At 47.2% G+C, this 22,002-nt stretch carries 20 protein-coding genes and 1 tRNA gene; 19 read left to right on the forward strand and 2 right to left on the reverse strand.

The window, feature by feature from the left end:
* From AC6R0S_RS17160 to luxS, 6 genes are all read left to right on the forward strand, one after another.
* Entirely contained in the window at positions 1-1,131 is a 1,131-nt protein-coding gene (locus tag AC6R0S_RS17160; RefSeq protein ID WP_500631231.1) for a sodium ion-translocating decarboxylase subunit beta, read from the forward strand.
* A 117-nt stretch (positions 1,132-1,248) separates the two neighbouring features.
* Positions 1,249-2,199: an NADP-dependent oxidoreductase gene (locus AC6R0S_RS17165; RefSeq protein WP_500633036.1), complete on the forward strand. Its 951-nt coding sequence runs from the start codon at positions 1,249-1,251 to the stop codon at positions 2,197-2,199.
* The gene (locus AC6R0S_RS17170) at positions 2,193-2,654 is read left to right on the forward strand and encodes a YqaA family protein (protein WP_500638426.1); all 462 of its coding nucleotides are present in this window, start codon (positions 2,193-2,195) and stop codon (positions 2,652-2,654) included. The genes AC6R0S_RS17165 and AC6R0S_RS17170 overlap by 7 nt, the downstream gene beginning before the upstream one ends.
* Before the next feature lie 8 nt (positions 2,655-2,662).
* Positions 2,663-5,521, forward strand: coding sequence for a M16 family metallopeptidase (locus tag AC6R0S_RS17175; RefSeq protein ID WP_500638427.1), 2,859 nt, complete (start codon positions 2,663-2,665; stop codon positions 5,519-5,521).
* 51 nt (positions 5,522-5,572) lie between these two features.
* Positions 5,573-7,150 (forward strand): glutamate--cysteine ligase, encoded by a 1,578-nt coding sequence (gene gshA / locus AC6R0S_RS17180; RefSeq protein WP_500633033.1) that lies wholly within the window; start codon positions 5,573-5,575, stop codon positions 7,148-7,150.
* 129 nt (positions 7,151-7,279) lie between these two features.
* Complete coding sequence (gene luxS / locus AC6R0S_RS17185; RefSeq protein WP_500638428.1) at positions 7,280-7,798, forward strand: S-ribosylhomocysteine lyase; 519 nt, start codon at positions 7,280-7,282, stop codon at positions 7,796-7,798.
* Between the two features lie 87 nt (positions 7,799-7,885).
* Here luxS and AC6R0S_RS17190 read toward each other — a convergent pair whose 3' ends face one another.
* Positions 7,886-8,362 carry an RDD family protein gene (locus AC6R0S_RS17190; protein ID WP_334555102.1) on the reverse strand — a complete coding sequence of 159 codons (477 nt, stop codon included), beginning with the start codon at positions 8,360-8,362 and terminating at the stop codon, positions 7,886-7,888.
* 191 nt (positions 8,363-8,553) lie between these two features.
* On the opposite strand from AC6R0S_RS17190, the gene AC6R0S_RS17195 reads away from it, so the two are divergent.
* Positions 8,554-8,638: transfer RNA gene (locus AC6R0S_RS17195), tRNA-Leu, on the forward strand.
* A 496-nt stretch (positions 8,639-9,134) separates the two neighbouring features.
* Here AC6R0S_RS17195 and AC6R0S_RS17200 read toward each other — a convergent pair.
* Positions 9,135-10,583 (reverse strand): hypothetical protein, encoded by a 1,449-nt coding sequence (locus AC6R0S_RS17200; protein WP_500638429.1) that lies wholly within the window; start codon positions 10,581-10,583, stop codon positions 9,135-9,137.
* A 655-nt stretch (positions 10,584-11,238) separates the two neighbouring features.
* On the opposite strand from AC6R0S_RS17200, the gene AC6R0S_RS17205 reads away from it, so the two are divergent.
* The 12 genes from AC6R0S_RS17205 to AC6R0S_RS17260 all read left to right on the forward strand — a co-directional run bounded on the left by AC6R0S_RS17205 (position 11,239) and on the right by AC6R0S_RS17260 (position 21,938).
* Positions 11,239-11,385, forward strand: coding sequence for a hypothetical protein (locus tag AC6R0S_RS17205; RefSeq protein ID WP_023585697.1), 147 nt, complete (start codon positions 11,239-11,241; stop codon positions 11,383-11,385).
* Between the two features lie 2 nt (positions 11,386-11,387).
* The gene (locus AC6R0S_RS17210; RefSeq protein WP_023585698.1) at positions 11,388-11,525 is read left to right on the forward strand and encodes a hypothetical protein; all 138 of its coding nucleotides are present in this window, start codon (positions 11,388-11,390) and stop codon (positions 11,523-11,525) included.
* A gap of 56 nt (positions 11,526-11,581) precedes the next feature.
* A complete protein-coding gene (locus tag AC6R0S_RS17215; protein WP_500638430.1) occupies positions 11,582-12,334 on the forward strand; it encodes a hypothetical protein in 753 nt (250 codons plus the stop codon).
* 334 nt (positions 12,335-12,668) lie between these two features.
* On the forward strand, positions 12,669-13,907 hold the full coding sequence (locus AC6R0S_RS17220; RefSeq protein ID WP_500638431.1) for a site-specific integrase: 1,239 nt from the start codon (positions 12,669-12,671) through the stop codon (positions 13,905-13,907).
* Positions 13,908-14,009: 102 nt separating this feature from the next.
* A complete protein-coding gene (locus tag AC6R0S_RS17225; RefSeq protein ID WP_500638432.1) occupies positions 14,010-14,393 on the forward strand; it encodes a hypothetical protein in 384 nt (127 codons plus the stop codon).
* Positions 14,394-14,437: 44 nt separating this feature from the next.
* On the forward strand, positions 14,438-14,938 hold the full coding sequence (locus AC6R0S_RS17230; RefSeq protein ID WP_500638433.1) for a hypothetical protein: 501 nt from the start codon (positions 14,438-14,440) through the stop codon (positions 14,936-14,938).
* 100 nt (positions 14,939-15,038) lie between these two features.
* Positions 15,039-15,470: a DUF2787 domain-containing protein gene (locus AC6R0S_RS17235; RefSeq protein ID WP_025629828.1), complete on the forward strand. Its 432-nt coding sequence runs from the start codon at positions 15,039-15,041 to the stop codon at positions 15,468-15,470.
* A 578-nt stretch (positions 15,471-16,048) separates the two neighbouring features.
* Positions 16,049-17,211 (forward strand): IS3 family transposase gene (locus AC6R0S_RS17240; RefSeq protein ID WP_500638074.1). Its coding sequence is split into 2 segments (ribosomal slippage): positions 16,049-16,304 and positions 16,304-17,211, totalling 1,164 coding nucleotides; the frame shifts between segments, so codons are not numbered across the junction.
* Positions 17,208-17,621, forward strand: coding sequence for a hypothetical protein (locus tag AC6R0S_RS17245; RefSeq protein WP_500638434.1), 414 nt, complete (start codon positions 17,208-17,210; stop codon positions 17,619-17,621). Before AC6R0S_RS17240 ends, AC6R0S_RS17245 begins: the two co-directional genes overlap by 4 nt.
* A 66-nt stretch (positions 17,622-17,687) precedes the next feature.
* Positions 17,688-20,381 carry a hypothetical protein gene (locus tag AC6R0S_RS17250; RefSeq protein WP_500638435.1) on the forward strand — a complete coding sequence of 898 codons (2,694 nt, stop codon included), beginning with the start codon at positions 17,688-17,690 and terminating at the stop codon, positions 20,379-20,381.
* Between the two features lie 170 nt (positions 20,382-20,551).
* The gene (locus AC6R0S_RS17255) at positions 20,552-21,220 is read left to right on the forward strand and encodes a hypothetical protein (protein ID WP_500638436.1); all 669 of its coding nucleotides are present in this window, start codon (positions 20,552-20,554) and stop codon (positions 21,218-21,220) included.
* Between the two features lie 97 nt (positions 21,221-21,317).
* Positions 21,318-21,938, forward strand: coding sequence for a hypothetical protein (locus tag AC6R0S_RS17260; protein WP_500638437.1), 621 nt, complete (start codon positions 21,318-21,320; stop codon positions 21,936-21,938).
* Positions 21,939-22,002: the final 64 nt, after the last annotated feature.

The raw sequence follows: 22,002 nt of genomic DNA on the forward strand, positions 1-22,002 counted from the left end.
ATGGAAGGTTTAATGACTCTGTGGTCAGAGACAGGGATCGCTCACTTCGAATTTGGCCAGATTTGCATGATCTTGGTCGGCTGTGTGCTGCTGTTTTTGGCTATCCGCAAAGGTTTTGAGCCATTGCTGCTGCTGCCGATCGGCTTTGGTGCGATCTTAGCGAATATTCCGAATGCGGGTTTTACCGAAGAGGGCGGTTTGCTCTATTACGTCTACTACGTGGGGATCGAATCGGGTATTTTCCCGCTGTTGATCTTTATGGGTGTGGGCGCGATGACGGACTTCGGTGCTTTGATCGCGAACCCTAAAACCTTGTGGCTAGGTGCTGCGGCGCAGTTTGGTATCTTCGCCACCTTGTTTGGTGCGATCTTGCTTAACTATGTGCCGGGTATGGAATTTAGTATGCCTGATGCGGCCTCGATCGCCATTATTGGTGGTGCAGATGGCCCAACGGCGATTTTCCTTGCCAGCAAATTGTCGCCCGATCTGCTCGGCGCGATTGCCGTGGCAGCCTACAGCTACATGGCGTTAGTGCCGATCATTCAGCCACCGATTATGAAAGCGCTGACTACGCCTGAGGAGCGCAAGATCCAAATGGCGCAACTGCGTCATGTGGGTAAAGCAGAGAAGATCCTGTTCCCATTGGCGGTCTTGTTGATGACGATCCTCTTTCTGCCAGCGGCGACGCCGTTGGTGGGTATGTTCTGTCTAGGTAACTTGATGCGTGAAGCTGGTGTGGTGGAGCGTTTATCGAAAACGGCGCAAAATGAATTGATCAATATAGTGACCATTTTCCTTGGGCTGGGTGTCGGCTCCAAGCTTCAAGCACAAGAGTTTCTTAACATCGAAACACTGGGGATCTTAGCGCTGGGTGCGGTTGCCTTCAGTATCGGTACCGCAGGCGGTGTCTTGATGGCGAAGCTACTCAATAAGCTGTCAAAAGAGGACATCAACCCATTGATTGGTGCTGCTGGTGTATCGGCGGTACCTATGGCTGCGCGCGTGGTGAATAAAGTCGGCTTGCAAGCAAACCCACAAAACTTCTTGCTGATGCATGCGATGGGCCCGAACGTGGCCGGAGTGCTCGGTTCGGCCGTGGCCGCCGGTATATTGCTGGCACTGGTTCAGTAGGTCGAGCGAGTGACGCAAGGCGAAATTGCGACAGTTCGGTTAACTTCTCACTAAGAATTGGTATATATTCAAAGGGATGCTTTCGCATCCCTTTTTTTATCGATAGGGAAAGTACACATGGAAAACAAACAAATCGTAATCACGAAATTTGGCGAACCGGATGTCTTAGCGATTCAATCTTCAGCGGTGCCTCATCCTCAAGCCGGCGAAGTGTTGGTTAAAGTGGCATTCGCTGGGGTTAACCCTATCGACGTAAAAACCCGTGCAGGGCTCGGTTGGGCTGCCGCGCAAAACAAAGACAACCTCCCTTGGGTGCCCGGCTACGATATCGCGGGAGAGATAGTAGCAGCGGGCGATGACGCGCAGCGTTTTGCTGTTGGCGATAAAGTGGCGGGATTTATTGGCTTTCCTTTGCAAGGTGGAGGCTACAGCCAGTATGTCGCCGTACCAGAGACGCTACTGACCTTAGTGCCTGATGCCATCACGTTGGAGGCGGCTGCCGCTCTGCCTTTGGCTGGGCAAACCGCTGTTCAGGCGCTGGATAAAGCCGGCGTCAAAGAAGGGCAACGCGTGCTTATTCTTGCGGGGGCTGGCGGGGTGGGGCACATCGCTGTCCAAGTGGCGCTCGCGGCGAAAGCGGAAGTGTTTACCACCTGTTCGGAAGCCAATTTGGATTACCTGGCGACATTGGGCGCACATGCGGTCAACTATCAGTTTGCCCCGGTCTCTGAGCGCGTTGAAGACGTAGATGTCTTGATTGACCTAGTGGGCGGTGACGCCGCATTAGATGCGCTAAAATGCCTAAAAGATGGCGCGACCGTCGTGACGGTCCCGACCATCAGTGCTGAGATGATTTGCGAAAAAGCCAAGATGCTGGGTTTTGAGGCGACCGGGATGCTGGTCGACCCAAATCCTGAACAGTTAGATGCCCTCGTCTATATGGTCAGCGTTGGCTTACTTAAAACGGAAATCCAGCACGTCTACCCAATGGATAATGTCGCTGATGCACATCGACAAATCGAGACGGGCAGAACGCGCGGGAAAGTCTTGCTTGATATGCAATGTTAGACGCGTTTAATCACGCATTTCAGTCGGTCGCATTGTGGTTTTCTGATTCGGCTCTGTGGGTACTCTTCATCACAGGGTTTCTCAGTGCGACTTTGCTGCCGGGTGGCTCCGAGACGGGGCTCGTTGCCACCCTCAGTCTCAATCAATTCTCCACTATGATGGTGATCGTCGTTGCCAGCCTAGGTAACACCTTGGGCGGGCTCACCAATTATTGGCTCGGGCTCTGGTTACCAAATCGAACTCAAGATGAAAAACACGGTCATAAAGCCGTAGCTTGGCTGCAAAAGTACGGCTATTGGTCATTGCTGCTCAGTTGGCTGCCGATTATTGGCGATCCTCTCTGTTTAGCCGCTGGATGGTTGAGAATGCGGTTTTGGCCATGTTGCTGGCTTATTTTGCTGGGTAAGGCATTACGTTACAGCGCGTTAGCTGCGCTTTATTTTGGACTTTTCTAGGAGATGTCATGAGAAAACTCTGGCTTGGTGCCCTTTCTCTCCTTGCTTTGTATGGCTGCGCGAGCAGCACGATTCCTTCAGTATCGCTGTTTTCTTCTCTCCCTCCGGGCGTTTCTCTGATCGAAGAGGTAAAGCCTCAGCCTGGCGTTGCGATGATCCCTTATGCCAAATATCGCCTCGACAACGGGTTGACGGTCATCCTCTCTCCGGATGATTCAGATCCTCTTGTCCATGTGGACGTCACTTACCATGTAGGCTCTGCGCGGGAAGAAGTCGGTAAATCCGGCTTTGCCCACTTTTTTGAACACATGATGTTCCAAGGCAGCGAACATGTTGGCGATCAGCAACACTTTAAAATTATCACTGAAGCGGGCGGTACGTTAAACGGTACGACCAACCGTGACCGAACCAACTACTTTGAAACTGTCCCTTCAAATCAGCTAGAAAAAATGTTGTGGCTTGAGTCCGATCGTATGGGATTTTTGCTTGATGCGGTCTCACAACGTAAGTTTGAAGTCCAACGTGATACGGTGAAAAACGAGCGAGCGCAGAATTTCGATAATCGCCCGTATGGCTTGATGTGGGAAAAGATGGCGGAAGCCATGTACCCAGAAGGCCATCCCTATTCGTGGCAAACGATCGGTTATGTCGAGGATTTAGACCGTGTGGATGTCAACGATCTTAAAGCTTTCTTTTTACGCTGGTATGGACCGAATAATGCTGTGCTGACGATCGGTGGCGATATCGACGTGGATCAAACGCTTGAATGGGTTCACCAGTATTTTGCTTCAATTCCGGCAGGACCAGAGGTAGAGAAAGCGCCGAAACAGCCGGCTCAGCTCAATGAAGATCGCTATGTCACGCTAGAGGATCGCATTTCTCAACCTATGGTGTTGGTGGGATGGCCAACCACTTACAACGGCGAGCAAAATCAGGCCTCGCTTAATGCATTGGCGAATATTTTGGGCAGTGGCGCCAATAGCTTGCTCTATCAAAACTTGGTCAAAACAGAGATGGCTGTGGATGCGGGCGCCTTCCAAGATTGCGCTGAACTTGCCTGTAGCTTCTACGTTTATGCCATGGGACCATCCGGTGACAAAGGGCAGTTGACGCCGCTCTACCAAGCGCTGATGGACACCCTTGAGGAGTTCGAGCAAACAGGGGCCACTCAAGCGCGCCTTGACCAGATTACCGGTATGGCGGAAGCTGACGCCGTCTTTGCCTTGCAAAGTGTGCGCGGTAAAGTCTCGCAGTTGGCATCCAATCAAACCTTCTTTGGTCAACCAGATAGAATGCAGACTCAGCTAGAGCAGATCCGTAACGTGACGCCAGAGTCCGTGCAAGCTGCGTATCAGCGTTTTATCAAAGACCAACACAAAGTGACATTAAGTGTAATTCCGCGTGGGAAAGCGGAGCTTGCAGCCGCGCCGGCGACGTTTGTCACCCCTAAACGCCAGTTGCCGGAATACCAAAAAGTGGATGAGAGCCAGCTGGCGTATCGACGTGCAGAGGATGATTTTGACCGCTCGGTGATGCCAGAGGTCGCCAAGGGTGTCGAAGCAACGATGCCTGAGCTGTACCGCGTCTATTTTGATAATGGCGCTGAGCTGATTGGTACCGTGAGCTCAGAAACGCCGACGGTTCAGCTGGAGATAAGTTTCCCGGCTGGGGAGCGTTATGTCCCGCAAGGTAAAGAGGGGCTGGCTAACTTAACGGCGTCGTTACTCGAAGAGGGCACCACTGAGTCGAGTGTGGAAGAGCTGCAAGCCAAACTGGATGCGTTGGGCAGTACGCTTTCGGTGAGAGCGGGCAATTACACCACCTCGCTGTCGATCTCCACCTTGGAGAAAAACCTCACGCCAACGTTAGCGATTGTCGAAGAAGTGCTGTTCAAGCCCGCTTTTGATGCTGACGACTTCGAGCGGATTAAAAAGCAGACATTAGAAGGGCTGGTGTATCAACATCAGAAACCGACTTGGCTGGCGTCACAAGCCACGCGACAAGTTCTGTTTTCTGGTAGTGTCTATGAACGTTCGAGCGACGGCACCCAAGCCTCGGTCGAGGCGATTAGCCTAGACGATGTGAAGGCGTTTTATCAGCAGCACTACACGCCGCAAGGTGCACAAGTAGTGGTTGTGGGGGACATCATCCGCAGGCAGATCGTCAAACAGCTCGCGTTTTTGAAAGAGTGGCAAGGCGAGGCGGCGCCATTGCTACGACCTCAGTCGGTTGAGCCCCTTGCCCAGCAAAAGCTCTACCTAGTGGATAAGCCGGGAGCGCCACAAGCGATTATTCGTATGGTGCGACAAGGCTTACCATTTGACGCAACCGGAGAGGTTTATCTTACGCAACTGGCCAACTTTAACTTGGCTGGCAATTTCAATAGCCGTCTGAATCAAAACCTAAGGGAAGACAAAGGCTATACCTATGGTGCCAGTGGCTATTTGGCCTCCAACCGCGAAGTGGGGGCCTTGGTCTTTTCCGCTCAAGTTAGAGCAGATGCCACACAGCCTGCACTGGTGGAGATGAGTAACGAGCTTGAACAGTTTGCCCTGCAGGGAATGAGCGATGAGGAGATGAAATTTTTGCGTCTTGCCGTCGGTCAACAAGATGCACTCAACTACGAAACTCCGGCGCAAAAAGCGCAACTGCTAGGCAGTATATTGGCGTTCGGATTGGATGAAGACTATTTACAGCAACGAAATCAGATTGTGGCAACGGTCAGCAAGGAGACGTTAAACGCACTCGCGGCGAAGTGGTTTGATCCCAGCCAGTATCAAATCATCGTGGTGGGCGATGCGAAATCGTTAAAACCCCAGCTAGAAAGTTTACAGATTCCGATAGAAGAGCTTGAAATCATCCGTTAGAGTACACATAACTGAGAACGTAGAAACGATTAAACATAAGTGAACTTCATTTTGACAGATTTTGCTGCGCGATTAGAGCGAGTCGCTCGTAACCCAGAAGTATTCCAACACTTTAGCCGTGGCGTCGAGCGAGAGACTTTGCGCTATCAAGACGGGCGTTTGGCGACCACTCCGCACCCTCAAGGGTTAGGATCGGCGTTGACCAACCAATGGATCACGACGGATTTCTCTGAATCGCTGCTCGAGTTCATCACTCCGGTGTCGCACGACATCGATCAGTTGATGGCGCAGCTTGAAGACATCCACCATTTCACCCAAACCAAACTGGGGGAAGAGAAACTGTGGCCACTGTCGATGCCTTGCTACGTAGAGCATGAAGAGTTGATCAACCTTGCTCAATATGGCGACTCGAACTCGGGCAAGATGAAAACGCTGTATCGCCAAGGGTTGAAGCGTCGCTACGGCAGTTTGATGCAAATTATCTCTGGTGTGCATTTTAACTTCTCTTTCCCAGACAGTTTCTGGGATGCCCTCTATGGAGAGCAAGATGAGAATGCGCGTCAAGAGAGCAAATCTGAGGCGTACTTCGGCTTAATTCGCAATTACTACCGCTTTGGGTGGCTGATTCCTTATTTCTTTGGCGCTTCACCGGCGCTCTGCTCTTCGTTTATTCGTGGCCGAGAGACAAAACTGCCGTTTGAAAACATTGGTGAAACCCTCTATCTGCCGAACGCTACCTCACTGCGCTTGAGTGATTTGGGTTACACCAATAGCGCGCAAAGCGTCCTCAAGATCGGATTCAATAGCATTGATGAGTATTTAGCAGGGCTTAATGAAGCGATTCGCACGCCTTCAGACAAGTTTGCCAAGATAGGCGTGAAAGTGGATGGTGAGTACCGTCAACTCAATAGCAACGTTTTACAGATTGAAAATGAGCTTTATGCGCCTATCCGTCCGAAACGAGTGACCAAAAGCGGTGAGAAACCGTCTGAAGCGTTGCGCCGAGGCGGAGTTGAGTACATTGAGGTGCGCTCACTGGACGTGAACCCATACAGTTCGGTGGGTATTACCGAAGATCAGGTTCGCTTCCTCGACCTCTTCTTAGCATGGGCTGCATTAAGTGACTCTGAGCCGATGGATTTTTGTGAGCAAGCGTGCTGGCGAGAGAACTGGAACAAAGTGATTGTCGAAGGTCGCAAGCCGGGTCTTGAGTTGCAGATTGGCTGCAAAGGTGAAGTCTTAACGTTGCAAACCTGGGCTAAGCGTGTATTTTCTGAATTGACGGCGATCGCCAAAGTCATGGATGAGGCAGCCGGTGGTCAGGCGTACCAAGATGTGGCGAAGACACTGCTTGAGTGGATTGATAACCCAGAGCTGACCATTTCAGGGCAACTACTGGCAGACACCAAACGCCTAGGCGGTTTAGGGAGTGTGGGCCGAGAGTTTGGTCGTCAGTACAAAGCGCGCCATCAAGCTCATCAATACCGTACCTACAGTGAGTCTCTGATGGAACAAGAAGTCGCGCGCTCAGTGGAGGCACAAGCTGACATTGAAGCGAAAGACAGCCTGTCATTTGATGCGTTTTTAGAAGACTACTTCGCGTACTTAAAAACGCCGCAGCAGGCGTAATCCGTGCCACAATAGGCTCGCTCATTCATCGTCGATTTGCTAGGCTTTGACTATCTGCCTAGCTGTTATCGCCGGGCGAAAAAAAGAATAGAACAGCTCCCAAGAGCTTGGAACCAATGGAGACGGACCATGCCGTTACTAGATAGCTTTACCGTAGATCACACTCGTATGAATGCCCCAGCCGTTCGCGTGGCAAAAACGATGACCACGCCGAAAGGGGATACTATCACAGTGTTTGATTTGCGTTTTACCGCCCCAAACAAAGACATCTTGTCAGAAAAAGGCATCCACACCCTTGAGCATCTATACGCTGGTTTCATGCGTAACCACCTTAACGGTGAGAGCGTGGAAATCATCGATATTTCACCGATGGGTTGTCGTACAGGCTTCTACATGAGCCTAATTGGCACACCGACCGAGTCTCAAGTTGCTGACGCATGGCTCGCGGCAATGCAAGATGTGCTGAAAGTGGAAAGCCAGAACAAGATTCCAGAGCTCAACGAATACCAATGCGGTACGGCAGCGATGCATTCACTGGATGAAGCCAAAGCGATTGCAACAGCGATTATTGACGCGGGCATTTCGGTCAATAAGAACAATGAGTTGGCGCTACCAGATTCGATGCTGAAAGAGCTCAGTGTTGACTAAGCACCGAATAGACCAGCTGATTTAGGCTGGGACAGAAACCAAAAAAGGAAAGCACATCGCTTTCCTTTTTTATTACCTATCAGATTGTTATTGCGCTTTGGGCAATACCACGACGCGCGTTTTAGCCCATATATCGTGAAAGCCACGCTTTTTGGGATCGATAGGCACACTAAGATTGGCCAGGCCGAAACCGGATGTGCCAATGCGAATCAGCGCTTGCGTCACCGTGATTCGACCACCTTGCTCATTTTGCAGTTGCAGTTTCCAGGCACGCATGCCCAATGTTTGGCCCGCTTTTGTCCAAAAGTAGACAAAGAAGTAGACCCACACCGCCGCGAGATAGAAGGTGTAGAGAGGGCTCCATACCGGATGCTGCGTAAGGAAATCACTGACGTCTTGGTATTGGCCAACATGAAATACGCCGAGCGCCATTAGCGCATGTAAAATGGCGATAACGATACCGGCCGCCATCATTTCGATGGCAATGATGATCAATCCATCATAAAAAAGTGCCCCTAAGCGGCGAAAAAGTCCCGCTGGTGGCAAGGTGCTATTGCTAGACATAAAACGACTTACCCTTAAAAAACTGGCGCCAGAATATAGTGTCAAACTGGTGATGAAAAGAGAGCTTGCGCACAGCTTACGACTTTGTGGCGAATTTATCAGCAAACAATAAGCAAATCAGCTTTTTGCACTTGCGCGATGGCAAAGCTTACGTATAATGCCAGACATCAACAGGGAGTCATCCCCAAGATGCCGGTGTGGTGAAATTGGTATACACGACGGATTCAAAATCCGTTGCCTTCGGGCGTGGCGGTTCAAGTCCGCCCACCGGTACCATATTAGAAAGGTCGCTTTTATAGCGGCCTTTCGTCGTTTTAGGTGTTTGAAAATGTTCTACTTTTCAGGTGCTTACCTCAAAACTCCTTTTCTGTTGTCATCTCTTTTTTCGCTCCAATAGGCTCTCTTTATCCGCCTTAAAATTTCTCCCATGGTCCATATATGGTTCATCGCATGACGATTCTGTGCGCAAGGGAATCCTAGCAAATCCAACAAACGCAAACTTCTGTAAACTCGCAAGCCAGTATTAGCAAGGGCTCTGAGCTTGAAGAACCATGGTACGACCATGGTGACTTTACGGTGCTATGCGGTTTGGCTTTGCCTTTATGGAACAACTGATCGTTTTGATGGATAGTCGAAAAGTCGGCTTGAGATAGGTGGTTTTGCTGTGTGTGTTGGAAGCGCGTTGGGGATATTGACATAAGATATTCACGCACAGGTAGTAATGATAAGAATAAATGGGGGCAGGGTAACCGCCCCCATATATGATTAAGGCTTACTGCTCGCAATTATCCCCTGTCTTAGCTACCCAAGTTGCTCCGTTGTCATAAGAGCACTGTTCAGCGTAAGTACCGTTTGTGTATATGAGAGTACGAGACCAATGACCTGCATTGTTGTGAGAGGTTGTGCGTTGTGATAATTCTGATGTTGGTTCGTATTCCGCAAGAATACGCCCCCAAAGGTAAGCACCGTAGTCATTAGTGTCATTAAAGTCAGTACTAATGAAGTTGACGGCATCGAACTCGCTTGCATCTATAGTCGCTGGGTCAACCATGACAAGGTGACCAAGGCCCGTTTCCGTCGTGCTGGCAAAGAAGTGCTGTGAACCTGCGTTACTATTCGGGGTTTGCACACGTGTGGTTAATTGTTGTTTTACAGTATCTTTAAGCGTTGACCAGTCTTCGTTTATACAGTTATTTGCTTCTTTTGCGGTTGAGCTAAACACATTCAGGACACCGTATGCGGTATCAGTTGTTTGCTCAATCCACTCCATCGCAGAGCAGTCATTTGCATTTAGATTGTCATTAAACGAGATGGTCCATTCGTAGGTGATATCGTCCAAATTAATACGATAGCCTGAATTGTATTCAACAGTCTTTAATACTGTATTTAGATTGTCAGTCACGGCTTCAGTTGTAGTTGACCAGCCTTCAGCCTCACCTAAATTTAGATATGTTTGTTTGTACCACCCATCAGCGAAATGAGTTCGTTCATCCCAGTCACTCTTAAAGTACTCCACCCATGCAGCAACGGCATTAGGGTTATTAGCTTCAATAGCCACGGTATCTGCGTATGAGGCTTTCATGGATGGGACTAGTGCAGCAGCTTTAGCGTGAAGGTTGGTATCACCTGTTTTGATATAGTCACCATAAAGCTCATCAACGGTTACGTTATAGCGTTGTGCAACACGGAACTCCTGTTCTTCTAAACGGTCTTTGATGCGTTCACGCGTATCAAAACTTGCTTTTACATTGTCACATGTCAGTTTTTCACCATCAGCATGCAGCTCTTTCTGAATAGTCCCCCAAACAACAGTAGTTAGAGGAGTAGTGTTCTTGATTTCCTGATCGGATGCTATCGCAAATGCTGGTGGGTAAGTCATTTGGTAAGCTTCTGTGACTTCACCGTAGTCAGAGTCGATAGCGCCTACAGGAACATCGACAACTAACGGTACGTATTCAGAGCATTCTGCATAAGATCCTGTTGTCAGTAGTTCCCATGAACCATCTTCACCCGTAACGACGCTAGGCTCACCAGCGTTTAATTTGCCATTATAGTTGACGTCTAAAAATACTGTTGCACCAGTTAAGTACCCGTCGATAGCTGTACCTTTTAGGGTTTTTGAGCTAGGTGATGAACCACTCGAAGAACCTCCACCACCGCCGCAAGCTGCGAGACCAATAGAAACCGATGTTACAAGAAGGATTTTATTTATATTTTTCATTTTGATTTTTATTTCAATGATTTAGATAGCCAATGGCGAAGGGTAATATATGAGGCTTATTTCATTCTGTGATCTTTGTTGAGTAATCGCTTTTAATTTGACTACTCAGCATTGCCAAATGGCTTTAATCGATAGGATTCCGCACTGTTACTACTAACCATTAGTGTGTGAATATCGCTGCTCTAAGCTCGTTCGGTGACGACTAGAGTACCTTCTGGTGGTAATTGTACGGGATTAGTGTCTCGGCTCTCGGTGTGCTCTGAACTATATGCTTGCGGTTGAGTTTCTATGCGAGAGATAGGGACTCGCTTCGCTTCAGGTGTCTGTGATTTGGTGATTGTGCGAATGTTGCGAAATGAACTGAGAGCTAGGTTTTCGATAGGGTATTGATATTAAATATATAATAACCAGTACAACAGCTTGCCGTAGGCTGCTGTTGTACTGGTTATTATTAATACTATGTTAGTGGCTCTGGTGGCGAAATCTGTAGGTAATACAGTGGAAGTTTCCCTTTTAAGCTATGACATTTTCCACTCATTCGTCCAAAATCACTGAATATCACTAAGAATCACTGAACAATCACCGTCCCATCATCGTCGCTACTAAACCACCTCTCATACAATGTCATCGTTCATTCAACAAAGGAGATAGAACGATGAGCAACAAACAGAACAACCATAAAGCAAATCAAGCTAACAGCAACAAAGGTACATCTGGACATAACACCACGTACCAAAAGGCTCAAGATAATCGAGCAAATCAACTAAACCCAAACAACTCACGTTATCAAGGAAAGAAATAATTATGATGGATCCTTCAGATATGTCACAAGACGAGCTAGACCTGTGGTCTGATATTAATAACCCTAATAATGATTCTGATATGGATGACTGGGCGGATGCTCACAATCCAAATAATGATGACTACTTAGGGGATGACTAAGTCTAAAGCCGATGGTTTAATGCCATCGGCTTTCTATTAAATAAAAGTTGGTTAGCATGACAAAAAGTGACGGTAAAAAATACAAATATACAAGGCAGTTGTTGAAAATTGCTAAGCAAGAAGGTGATTACACGAATAAAGAGATTGAGAAGAAGGCCGGTTTGAGTGGATCTTCTAGTTCTTTGGCATCTCGATGGCTAAATGGTCATGCTTTAGCTACTGAGCGACAAATGCGCTATTTCATAAACAATTATGGTCACCTACTTAAGCAGAAAATGGAGCATTTGTTCTATAGACACGCACCTGATGGAGATGACTTATCAACTAAATTTATAAAGCTAACCGGAGATATCATATTCAAACACCATGTCCGATTAGAGCCGTCTTATGAGTATAAAAAGGGCATCAATATCTTGAGAGTTGTGGTACTTGAAAGTAATAGCTTTTATAAACTTGTGGTTCAGTACCGCGCTGGTTTAGTTCAGTGGAGAAAAGTCCAAAATGGATATTCACCAATAATAGAAACCAATTCAAAGGGGCTGGTATCCTCAGATAATGAAGAGTCAAACTGGTATCTTTGGGAAGTTATAGACTGCAACAATACCGATGAGTTAATTCAAGAGTTTGAAGTATTGTTAGGTCATCTTTTGGTTCAATCTAACATCGTTGACTGGGCGAGGAACAGTGGTCGTTTAGATCAAGATACGCCTTCCCATTTTTTTAATCACAAGCATATTTCACCGATGAGATTTTCTTTTTATCAAAAGTTAATGAAACTTGGCTTGCAGAGCGAGTTACTACCGTTTTAAGATTAAACCGAAAACCCAATAGCCTATGAGGGGCTCAATCCTCAAAACAGAGCTGGATACCAGTTCAACAACAAATACCTTTCTTAATGAGCACCACCTTAACTTTAAAGTTGAGGTCGTGTATAGGTATTCGGATAACCTTGTAATCTGTCACTGACTAGGTGAAAACGCCGAGGCAAGTAGCTGAAACGGTTCAAGGTTTCTTAGGGATAGGGGTGGGTAAAGCCGAACCATATAGCTTCATGTTGTATCGTTCGGCTTTTATTTTATCCGTAACAAAAAACGGTTCAAGCATACATTAAATGAAATGAATATCTATTTAATGGAGGTTTGAATGAGCAAATCACAACGACTCACCACCACTTTCCTCAACAACCTTAAACCCAACCCTAGAACCGCAAAATCCACCGATTACGAAGTCAATTTATCCGCTATGAAAGACAGTGGTTTACCTACTGGCGTGCGTTGCTTGGTGGGTAAATCTGGCGGGAAACGCTTCTTACTGAGGTATATTAGTCCTCAGGTCCCGGGTAAAAAATCTGCGATTGGTCTTGGCCGTCACCCTGAGACAGATCTTGTAACCTTGAGAAAGATTGCTAAGGAATATCGCCAGAAGATCCTTGAAGGTATTGATCCAAAGCTTGAGCGTGACAATCAGACTACCGAGAAGACGATGACTCTAGAACGGTTCTTTGATGAAGTCTATTTGCCTCTCGCTAAACAGAAGCGTAGTTGGAAGGATGATGTTGCTCGGTTTCGTTTGGCAAAGTCGATACATCACATATCAATTCATGACCTAACCGCCGCAGATATCATCAAAGTCCAAATGGAGATGCAAAACGCCGTTACGATTAAGGGTAAACCATATGCTCCTGCTTCGATAAACCGTGTTCTAGCCTTGCTCAAAACGATCAATCGTCAGGCATACAAGTTGATGGACGCGCCGCTCATTGCTGACAAGGTGAGCTTGTTGAAAGAAGATAACGTGCGAACTGGGTACTTGTCCGAATCACAGCTAAAGGAGTTTATAGGTCACGCACTGAACCATGAAGACAAAAGTATTGGCGCGTACCTAGCCTTGCTGTTTTTGACTGGCGCGAGGGATAAGGAACTGCGTTTGCGCTTGAAATCCGATGTGAATTGGGAGGATAAAACACTCACTATCCCCCATACGAAAAACGGTAGTAGTCACGTTTTATTCCTAAGTGATTACATGCTTGAAATTTTGAGTTCGGTGCCTCATGTGGCAAATAATCCGTATCTCTTTCCCGGACGCAAAAAGGGTAAACCAGTAGGGCAACCTAGACATGCCTTCAAGGCTATCAAAGCCAAGATGGGATTGCCCGACATACCCGGAGATAAAGCGAATCTAACCCTGCATTCAGCTCGTCATACAGTTGGGAGTTTGTTAGCTAGCCAAGGAGTCTCGTTACACGACATAGCCAAGCAGTTGAATCACGCTGACCTGTCATCAACAAGACGCTACTCAAAATTGACTGTAGGGCGTCGGAGAGAGATTGGCTCTCGTTTGTCGGATATGGTGACTGCGAAGCCAGAGATACGTTGGGAATGAAGAAGTTAGGTTTAACCAGTTAATTTAGAAATGACATTAGAAAAGCCCCTGTTTAGCGATGAGCTAAACAGGGGCTTTTTCATTATTAAACGGAGATTAGAAATGAAAACAGTAAACAAGTTTGAAGACATTCAATCACTGCCAATGCCGGATGGTGTGAAAGCAAAACTGCTAGAGCACCTGATAGAGCCATTCGGTGATGAAGAAAATACGAAAACGTTTTGGGATGAAGTCGGTACGACCTTGTACTTGATTGAGGAGTCCGATACCGACGAAACCTTGAGTGAAGAATCTGAGGAAGACCAGCATTTTCTAAGATTTCTTAGTAACTTTAGCGAGTGGGTGCTAATTCTTAACTCTCCTGACTGTCCTTGGCTATTAGCGGTCGCCATAGTGACCATGGAGGGCTCAGGTGTGTACTGCTGCGCTCCATTGAACAGTCCAACGTTCCCTGTCGTCAAGTTAGCTGACCAAGCTGAATCTTAAAACCAAATTAAACCTGAACAATTCCATCTTAAAGGAGGTGTCCTATGGCACGTAAATCAAACCAACAACAAGAAACGGTTCAACCTGAAATCGTAGAGGGCAATGAACAAGTAACAGTCTTGGAAGAACTGCCAGTAGACCATTTCACTCATATCGTGCGCGAGGGCAAAGCGAAAAAGTTAAGTCCGAAAACAGAGAACCATGTGTTCTATGAAATCGCCATTCATGATGAAGAAAACGAGCTCTATATTCGTATGTCTGGAAATCAGGGTGGTGGTCTACACAGCAAGGAATGGATCCCGCTTAAAGATATCACCGCTGTTCTGGATGTGCAGGGTGACAAGCCGTTCAAGAGCTCTGTGATGAAGTGTGTGTTTTCTGGACAGTCAGCGAACAACGCGGGTTTTATGGCTGCTTGTTGCAGGGGGCTTGGTCTTATCATCCAGTCGGAGAAATCAGTCTTCCTCCACGTTCTAGCGGCAGGCTACGTAACGATTCGAGACGAAATCCTATCTCTAGTGAACTCTGAAGCCAAAGCTGAATAACCCAAAAACCACATCAATCCTTACCCACTAAGCCAACACTGGCTTTCATATCGAGCACTTAACAAGAGTGCACCCCTAACAAACTAAACGAGATTTTATTATGAACTTAACTTTTGACGTTGAGCGATTGCTGCTGCCTGTCAGTGTCGATCTTCAAGATGCTTTAAACCGAGTGATCAGCGAATCAGGCAAATGGACACCCATGATCCAATCGGTGGTGATCAACTTCCGAGATTCATCCTACAGTTCGGAAAACGGTGGTTGGCACCCAGTTGAAATCAGGCTTGTACGTCTCTACGACCAGTGGATTTTTGATTACATCACCGACTTTGCGTATTGCGGTGGTCCTTATCCTGAACTGGTTAAAGAAGTGGATTTTAACTTCTCATCTGGAACAGCCAGTTTTTCCTATGTTCCGGAGCTGCCGATAACAAGTAGTGAGGTAATGGAGTTCTACTCGATGTGGGAATCCAACTTTCTCAGCTACGTCGAAATGGGCGTGTTCGATGAGATAAAAGTTACGGTGGATTAGTCCATCGGTAACAAACCAAGTAGAAAGCACCATGTATGTACCATAAAATAGTCGACTCACTTCCTAGTGAAACTAAGGCTTCCCATTGCTCCATGTTAATCATGGCGTGATGGGAAGCCTTTTTCATTGGGGCAAGTTTTAGCAACGTTTACCCAATCCGTTACCTTCGGGATTCAGAGGGGATGAAGTTGCTGGATTGCAATGAACGGTGGAAACACCAAGGAAAGGAGTCTTAATTTTAACGAGTTTGCTTGGTTTACACTGGTGTTTTGTTATTAAAAGCTCCCATTGCTATGTCGAAGCAATGGGAGCTGATGTTTAGGTTTAGCTATGGCGCGTAACGGATAGGGGTATTGAGAACGAATTTCCATGAGATTTTCCATAGTCATCTGTTCTAATTACAGCGCCAAGAGCGCACCTTAATCTTATGTTTACAGGTCGGTGTGAAAACTTGGTCATTTTCAACGTTGCCATTTGGGATAACCTAGTTTGATGTTCTTAGGTCGTGCTTGTAGTGGTCTAATGATCCCGGACATCACTTTAGGTGGTAAACTTGCCACCGTAACAAGAGGTGTTTAATGACTAGAAAGCGTCGCTCATTTACTGCTGAGTTTAAATTAGAGGCCGCGTGCCTAGTGCTGGATCAAGGCTATTCGGTTGCTGAAGCCAGTCGATCTTTGGATGTTGGGGAGACAGTACTCCGCCGCTGGGTCAGTCAACTTCAGGCCGAGCGTGATGGTAAAACTCCCAGCAGCAAGGCTTTGACGCCTGAGCAGCAGAAGATTCAAGAGCTTGAGGCCCGCATCAACCGGCTAGAACGAGAAAAAGCGATTCTAAAAAAGGCAACAGCTCTCTTGATGGCGGACGAGTTCGAACGTACGCACTGATAGACCAGTTAAGAGAGCAAGAGTCCACTGAACTGGTCTGCTCCGCTTTTGGTATTTCCACGTCCTGTTTCTATGAGTACAAGGCCCGAAAACGTAGTGTCGATCCTGAGCGACTAAAACTCCGAAGTGAGCTTCGTCGCCTATTCAAGGCGAGTCGTGGTTCTGCAGGGAGTCGTTCGCTAAAGTCAATGATGCAGGAGCTGGGATATCAGGTTGGTCGTTTCAAAGTGCGTAGCCTGATGAAAGAGGCAGGGTTGTTGTCTAAGCAACCTGGCTCTCATTCTTATAAATCAGCGCAGATGGAACGACCGGATATCCCGAATCGACTAGAAAGGGAGTTCGACGTTGTCAAACCTAATAAAGTCTGGTGCGGGGATATCACATATATCTGGGCTGGCAGTCGTTGGCACTACTTGGCTGCTGTTATCGACCTTCATACCCGGCGAGTCATAGGTTGGGCGATGTCAGAAAAGCCTGATGCAGACTTGGTTGTGAAAGCCCTAGATATGGCTTACCAGCAACGAGGATGCCCTCGTGGAGTCATGTTTCACTCAGACCAAGGCAGCCAATATGCGAGCCGGAAGTTCAGACAACGGCTATGGCGTTATCAGATAACACAGAGCATGAGTCGCCGTGGCAACTGTTGGGATAATGCGCCAATGGAGCGCTTGTTCCGTAGCTTAAAGACAGAATGGAGCCCATCAACAGGCTACATGACAGCTTGTGAAGCGAGGCGAGACGTGGGTCTGTTTTTGATGGATTACTACAACTGGCAGCGCCCGCACCAGCACAATGATGGGCTGCCGCCCGCTAAAGCCGAGAATCGGCCTAACAAAGTGTCCGGATTTAGTTGACCACTACAAACTCTGGTGTAGCAAATGTGTTTGGTGGTAAAACTGTTCTTCCGTCTGAAGACCTACTGCTTATTCTGGGTGCAAGAGGCAATCTAATCGTTGCTGAAACTGGTGAAGAGGCTGATGCATTGTTTAAACAGGTATCGAAGAAGATGAAGCCTGAGAAAAACAAATGTTTCATGCTAGAAAGCGGTGGCTGGATCCATGCGGATACGGTCGGCGGTGCTTTCATCTCTCCAAAGTCGGGTGCATTGTTGATGACGGTGGTAAACAGCGACAATTTGCTTGCTATGTTTACGCCTGAAGAATTCAGTGACCTCGAAGGTTTGCGTGACGCGATTACTGAAGCCTTGCTGACGTACAGCGAGGGTAATGATCTGCCTAAGATTGCTTGGTCAGACTTTAAATAATCATCATTGTAAACCTTGCAAAAAGACGCCTTAGAGCGTCTTTTTGCGTTTCTGGAGAGTAGTTATATGAACGAAAATTTTGATTGGCTAGAGCAGGCTTCTGACTTAAGCATGGACAACCTAGCAACATCCGGTTGGACTGAGGAAGAAGCGGTAAGTGCTTGGGGTGAAGCTCAACCGAGTGAGCCTGCTTCTTTTGATGGCGTAAAGCGCAAAGCTAAACCACTAGTGGGTCGTAAGCCCAAAAAGAAGAAGCAAACTAAGCGAAAGCGACGAGAGGCAACACCGTTCTTTGAACGCCCCGTGATAGCTATGGATACTGAGTATGTAGAGTCTGAATGCGGAACCTACAACCGTATCTTGAGTTACCAATTCGCGGTTCTATTCAAGGGCAAGTTATCAACGATTATCTTGTTTCCTGAATCGACCAAAAAATCGGGACGGCTAGCACTGGACAAATGCTTGGTTCAGGCTATCGAAAAAGCGATGGAAGATGAAGTACTTGATAAGTGGCCGACTGACATCATTTTGTGTGCTCATTGGCTATCGGCTGATTTGTTTAACTTCAGCCAAGCTTTTGACCAACTCAAGACACATGTCAAAGGCTTACGTAAGACGGTGGCGAGTCTTGATGACGTATACGGACTGGAACTTGATAAAGTCATGTCTCGACGTATCGATAAAGAGCCTCTCAATGTTCACGACAAATCCCGCAACCGACACACCTTGTATATCACGTTCTACGACACCATGCTACTTTCGCCCAATGGATCGTCACTAGCCTCTGTCGGAGAGCTATTGAAGATTCCAAAGGTAGAAATTCCAGAGCCGTACTCTATCTCTCGAATGGATGAGTTTCTGGAAGCAGAGCCGGAGAAATTCGCTGAGTATGCAATTACTGATTCAATTATCAGTGCTCGTCATTTCGAGCGGGTTTCTTCCTTCTGTCAAAATACACTCGGTCTAAATTCGGTTCCGTTCACCATTGGTGGCCTTGCCGTTAAAGCCTTTGTGAATAGCTTGGATGATAAGCGCGGTTATCGTGGTTTGTTTGGTTTTGAGAAGGTGACTAAAGAAGTGTGGCCGTCTGACCGAACCAAGCCCCTAACGATAACTCGTGATGTGCCTGTAACAGCTCGTATGACGTTAGAGCATTTTTCGACCATGGCCTACCATGGAGGACGCAACGAGTCATTTATCGCTGGTCCTACTCCTATTGATACTTGGCGAGATTATGACGTTCCAAGCTGCTATTCGGCGATTACGCTAGGTCTGCGCGAGTTAGATTACGATCAGATGTACATGACTCGAGATCTGAAAGAGCTGTTTGGAGACAAATGTGCTTTGGCTTGGGTTGAGTTTAAGTTCCCTGAACATACTCGCTTCCCAAGCTTAGCCGTTCGATCTGAGTATGGGTTGATCTTCCCGCTATCAGGTGAAACGCACTGCACTGGTCATGAACTTGAAGTGGCGTATAACCAAGGTGCTGAAATCACCATCAAGCAAGCGTTTGTCGTGCCTTGGAAGAATGACGTTCGCATTTTTGAACCGTTTATGAAATGGGGTAGAGAACGCCGTAAGTCATTCGTTAAAAATAGCTTTGACGAGAAATTGACTAAGGAAATGTTGAATAGTTGCTATGGAAAGCTAGCTCAATCGTTACGCCCTAAGAGGTCGTTCGATATCCAAGCTGGTTACTCCACGCAACTACCACCATCGACTTTGACCAACCCATTTTTCGCCGCTTACACGACTGGCTTAGCTAGAGCCTTGTTGGGGGAAATGCTTCATAGCATCCCCGATGACAAGGTTGTTGTTTCAGTGACGACAGATGGCTTCCTGACTAACGCTGAACTGGATGAGATAGACCTAAGTGGCTCTATTTGTCAGCGGTTCCGAGAGCTCTACCATCGTATAGACCAAACTGGTGGTGAAGTATTGGAACTCAAGCATCAAGCGTCCCAGCTGATCGGTGCTAAAACTCGTGCTCAGTACACGGTTATCGGAAGTGAAGGTTTTGAGCCGATACTTGCGAAAGGTAGCGTTAAGGTTGATCCGATGGTCACTGACCAAAGTGCTTATATGGTGAACAAGTATCTTACCCGTAAGCCCGGCGATAAAGTTGATGGTAGCTACCTGACACCGAACCGAATGCGCTTCTTAGAGCATAAGGATTTGATGCTAGAGAAGCGGTCTATCTACCAGAACATGGAGTTCGATCAGAAGCGACAGCTCCTAAATCCGGTAATGGTTGACGTGAAAGGACGGAAGCATATTGCGCTTGAAAGCAAGCCACACAAGTCGGTGGATGAGATGCTGTTTACAAGATTGCGCTTTGATCACTGGCGGAAGGCGCATTGTCTTAAAACGTCTGAGGATTGGTATGACTGGCAAGACCGCTTGGTAATGGCTGAAACCGCTAGTAATAAAAATTTGCGTTTAAAGGCTAATGAGGCCTCTGACAGTTTGATGGCACGCTTATTTTTGCGTTTCTACGCGCATGAAAAAAGCGGTATGAGTAAGAAACAGATCACCGCCAAAGCATTAGCTGAGTGGATGACCGATATTGGCTATCCAACCAAAGCGACCGCTGTTCGTGGTGCTAAGAACGCCAAATTGATTGAAGGCGCTGTACCGATGACTGAGCTAACCATCAGTTTAGCTCGCTTAATAGTCTCGAAGTTTCCTGACTTCGAAGTTGAAATCCTCTTCAACCCTGAATCTCGTTCCTCACTGCGAGAAGCTCTCAACGCCCGTTGAGATCGTAAATATTGACCTATCGAAAGCCCTTATCTCAAAGGGCTTTTTTACCAATCAACCATTGCACCGTTGGGGATATAAGAAACCCAACCTCACACGCAATGACATTTATTCAAATCCACAGCCGTCATTCCGGCGGCTAACTCAATAAAATTTTAAGGAGCATTATTATGGCTAATCAAAAATTTCACTTTTACGCATCGGTAAACAACGACATAGCTCGTATCGTAAAAACATGGACTGAATGTGAGAAAATTATTGCTAACCCCGGTGGTAAGAAGAAGGGGGCTTACACCTACAAACAAGCCGAAGAATACTTGCAGGAGTTGGTGTCTGAACGTGATGCTCGCCTTGCGCACAGTAAGCCTAAGAGAAATCGATACAGCAATTCTCGACCAAAAGAAGATTTAAGCTTTTTGAGTACTTTCACAGCAAGACCTACGAAAAAGACCATTACCTGTAAGCTTGGTGTTGGTGGTAAAGGGTCGACGGTTTCGGTTGTAGGTGGTGACACGCAAGTATTTGAAGTTAAGAAACCTACAGTTTCGGCAATGCGCTACCAGCTATGTATGCACACACTACACATCGCTAAAAGTTTGCTAGATCAGGAGGTGAGTTCTATCGAGATTATAGGGATGGATGCCGCGACGATAAAAACCCTCACTGAATGGGCACCTAAATGGAAGCAACAGAACTGGGTGAAACCTAATGGACAGTCACGACCGAACGCTGAACTCGTGTGCGAAATGTTGGCGTTGTATGAGCAGATTAAATCTAAGGTCAGCTTCGGCGAGGGTGTAGCTAAAAAAACACCTGTAGACGATGATGCCCCGTTTTAAGACCTATTTTGAGTAGTAACCATGCAGAGATCGTCTGGCTTGTTCCAGGCGGCCTCTGTGTGGTTTTATGCTTAACAAATTGAAAAGAGATAACAATATGAAAAATATCTATGAAATTGAGGGCGTTGAGTTCCCTTCTCGCACTGCTGCTGCGCGTCACTATGGCTTGAACCCCAAGCTGGTTAATGAGCGCGTAACCAAGTTCGGGTGGACACTAGAGCAAGCCCTTGAGCTGGAAGCGCGCCCTAAAGGTGACTACCGCAAGAAAGTTGTTATAGACGGCACTGAGTACTCAAGTATGCGCCAAGCGGCTAGAGAGCTAGGTGTGGCGCAAAGTACGCTGATGAACCGCATAAAGGTTGGCATATCTGTAGAGGAAGCGCTGTCTGCTGCACACACCGAGCGTGAGAAGTTAAAGGGTCAGTCCAAACCTATGTTCTACGGTAACAAACTTTACCCTTCTGCGCGCCATTTGTTGCTCGCCAATCCTGAACTGTTTGCAGGTGGTGATTTGGGTAAAGCCGTTACCTCGCTAAATGACAAGGCTCGTCGAGCTAAGAATCAGGGTAAGGTTTGCAATCTGTCGTTGGATCAAGTTGCTACGGAATTTGGTTTGGCGAAAATTGGGTTTGCTGATGAGTTTGATGGTTTTGTTGCTCAGTTAGTTGAGCTGGTTGGTGAAGCGGTTTTGACTGGGCTGTTCTATGCTTTGAAGTAGTAAATAAGATACTTTTTTGAAGGCCGCAGATGCGTCGGGCGTAAGGTGACTGCGGCTTTCAGTC

This window comes from Vibrio sp. R15-SG3-ISO1B (assembly GCF_059833835.1).

Excerpts from the sequence above, each read along its gene's own strand:
- AC6R0S_RS17160 (WP_500631231.1), top strand. The coding sequence starts at position 1 with ATGGAAGGTTTAATGACTCTGTGGTCAGAGACAGGGATCGCTCACTTC.
- AC6R0S_RS17165 (WP_500633036.1), top strand. The coding sequence starts at position 1,249 with ATGGAAAACAAACAAATCGTAATCACGAAATTTGGCGAACCGGATGTC.
- AC6R0S_RS17170 (WP_500638426.1), top strand. The coding sequence starts at position 2,193 with ATGTTAGACGCGTTTAATCACGCATTTCAGTCGGTCGCATTGTGGTTT.
- AC6R0S_RS17175 (WP_500638427.1), top strand. The coding sequence starts at position 2,663 with ATGAGAAAACTCTGGCTTGGTGCCCTTTCTCTCCTTGCTTTGTATGGC.
- luxS (WP_500638428.1), top strand. The coding sequence starts at position 7,280 with ATGCCGTTACTAGATAGCTTTACCGTAGATCACACTCGTATGAATGCC.
- AC6R0S_RS17190 (WP_334555102.1), bottom strand. The coding sequence starts at position 8,362 with ATGTCTAGCAATAGCACCTTGCCACCAGCGGGACTTTTTCGCCGCTTA.
- AC6R0S_RS17200 (WP_500638429.1), bottom strand. The coding sequence starts at position 10,583 with ATGAAAAATATAAATAAAATCCTTCTTGTAACATCGGTTTCTATTGGT.
- AC6R0S_RS17205 (WP_023585697.1), top strand. The coding sequence starts at position 11,239 with ATGAGCAACAAACAGAACAACCATAAAGCAAATCAAGCTAACAGCAAC.
- AC6R0S_RS17210 (WP_023585698.1), top strand. The coding sequence starts at position 11,388 with ATGATGGATCCTTCAGATATGTCACAAGACGAGCTAGACCTGTGGTCT.
- AC6R0S_RS17215 (WP_500638430.1), top strand. The coding sequence starts at position 11,582 with ATGACAAAAAGTGACGGTAAAAAATACAAATATACAAGGCAGTTGTTG.
- AC6R0S_RS17220 (WP_500638431.1), top strand. The coding sequence starts at position 12,669 with ATGAGCAAATCACAACGACTCACCACCACTTTCCTCAACAACCTTAAA.
- AC6R0S_RS17225 (WP_500638432.1), top strand. The coding sequence starts at position 14,010 with ATGAAAACAGTAAACAAGTTTGAAGACATTCAATCACTGCCAATGCCG.
- AC6R0S_RS17230 (WP_500638433.1), top strand. The coding sequence starts at position 14,438 with ATGGCACGTAAATCAAACCAACAACAAGAAACGGTTCAACCTGAAATC.
- AC6R0S_RS17235 (WP_025629828.1), top strand. The coding sequence starts at position 15,039 with ATGAACTTAACTTTTGACGTTGAGCGATTGCTGCTGCCTGTCAGTGTC.
- AC6R0S_RS17250 (WP_500638435.1), top strand. The coding sequence starts at position 17,688 with ATGAACGAAAATTTTGATTGGCTAGAGCAGGCTTCTGACTTAAGCATG.
- AC6R0S_RS17255 (WP_500638436.1), top strand. The coding sequence starts at position 20,552 with ATGGCTAATCAAAAATTTCACTTTTACGCATCGGTAAACAACGACATA.
- AC6R0S_RS17260 (WP_500638437.1), top strand. The coding sequence starts at position 21,318 with ATGAAAAATATCTATGAAATTGAGGGCGTTGAGTTCCCTTCTCGCACT.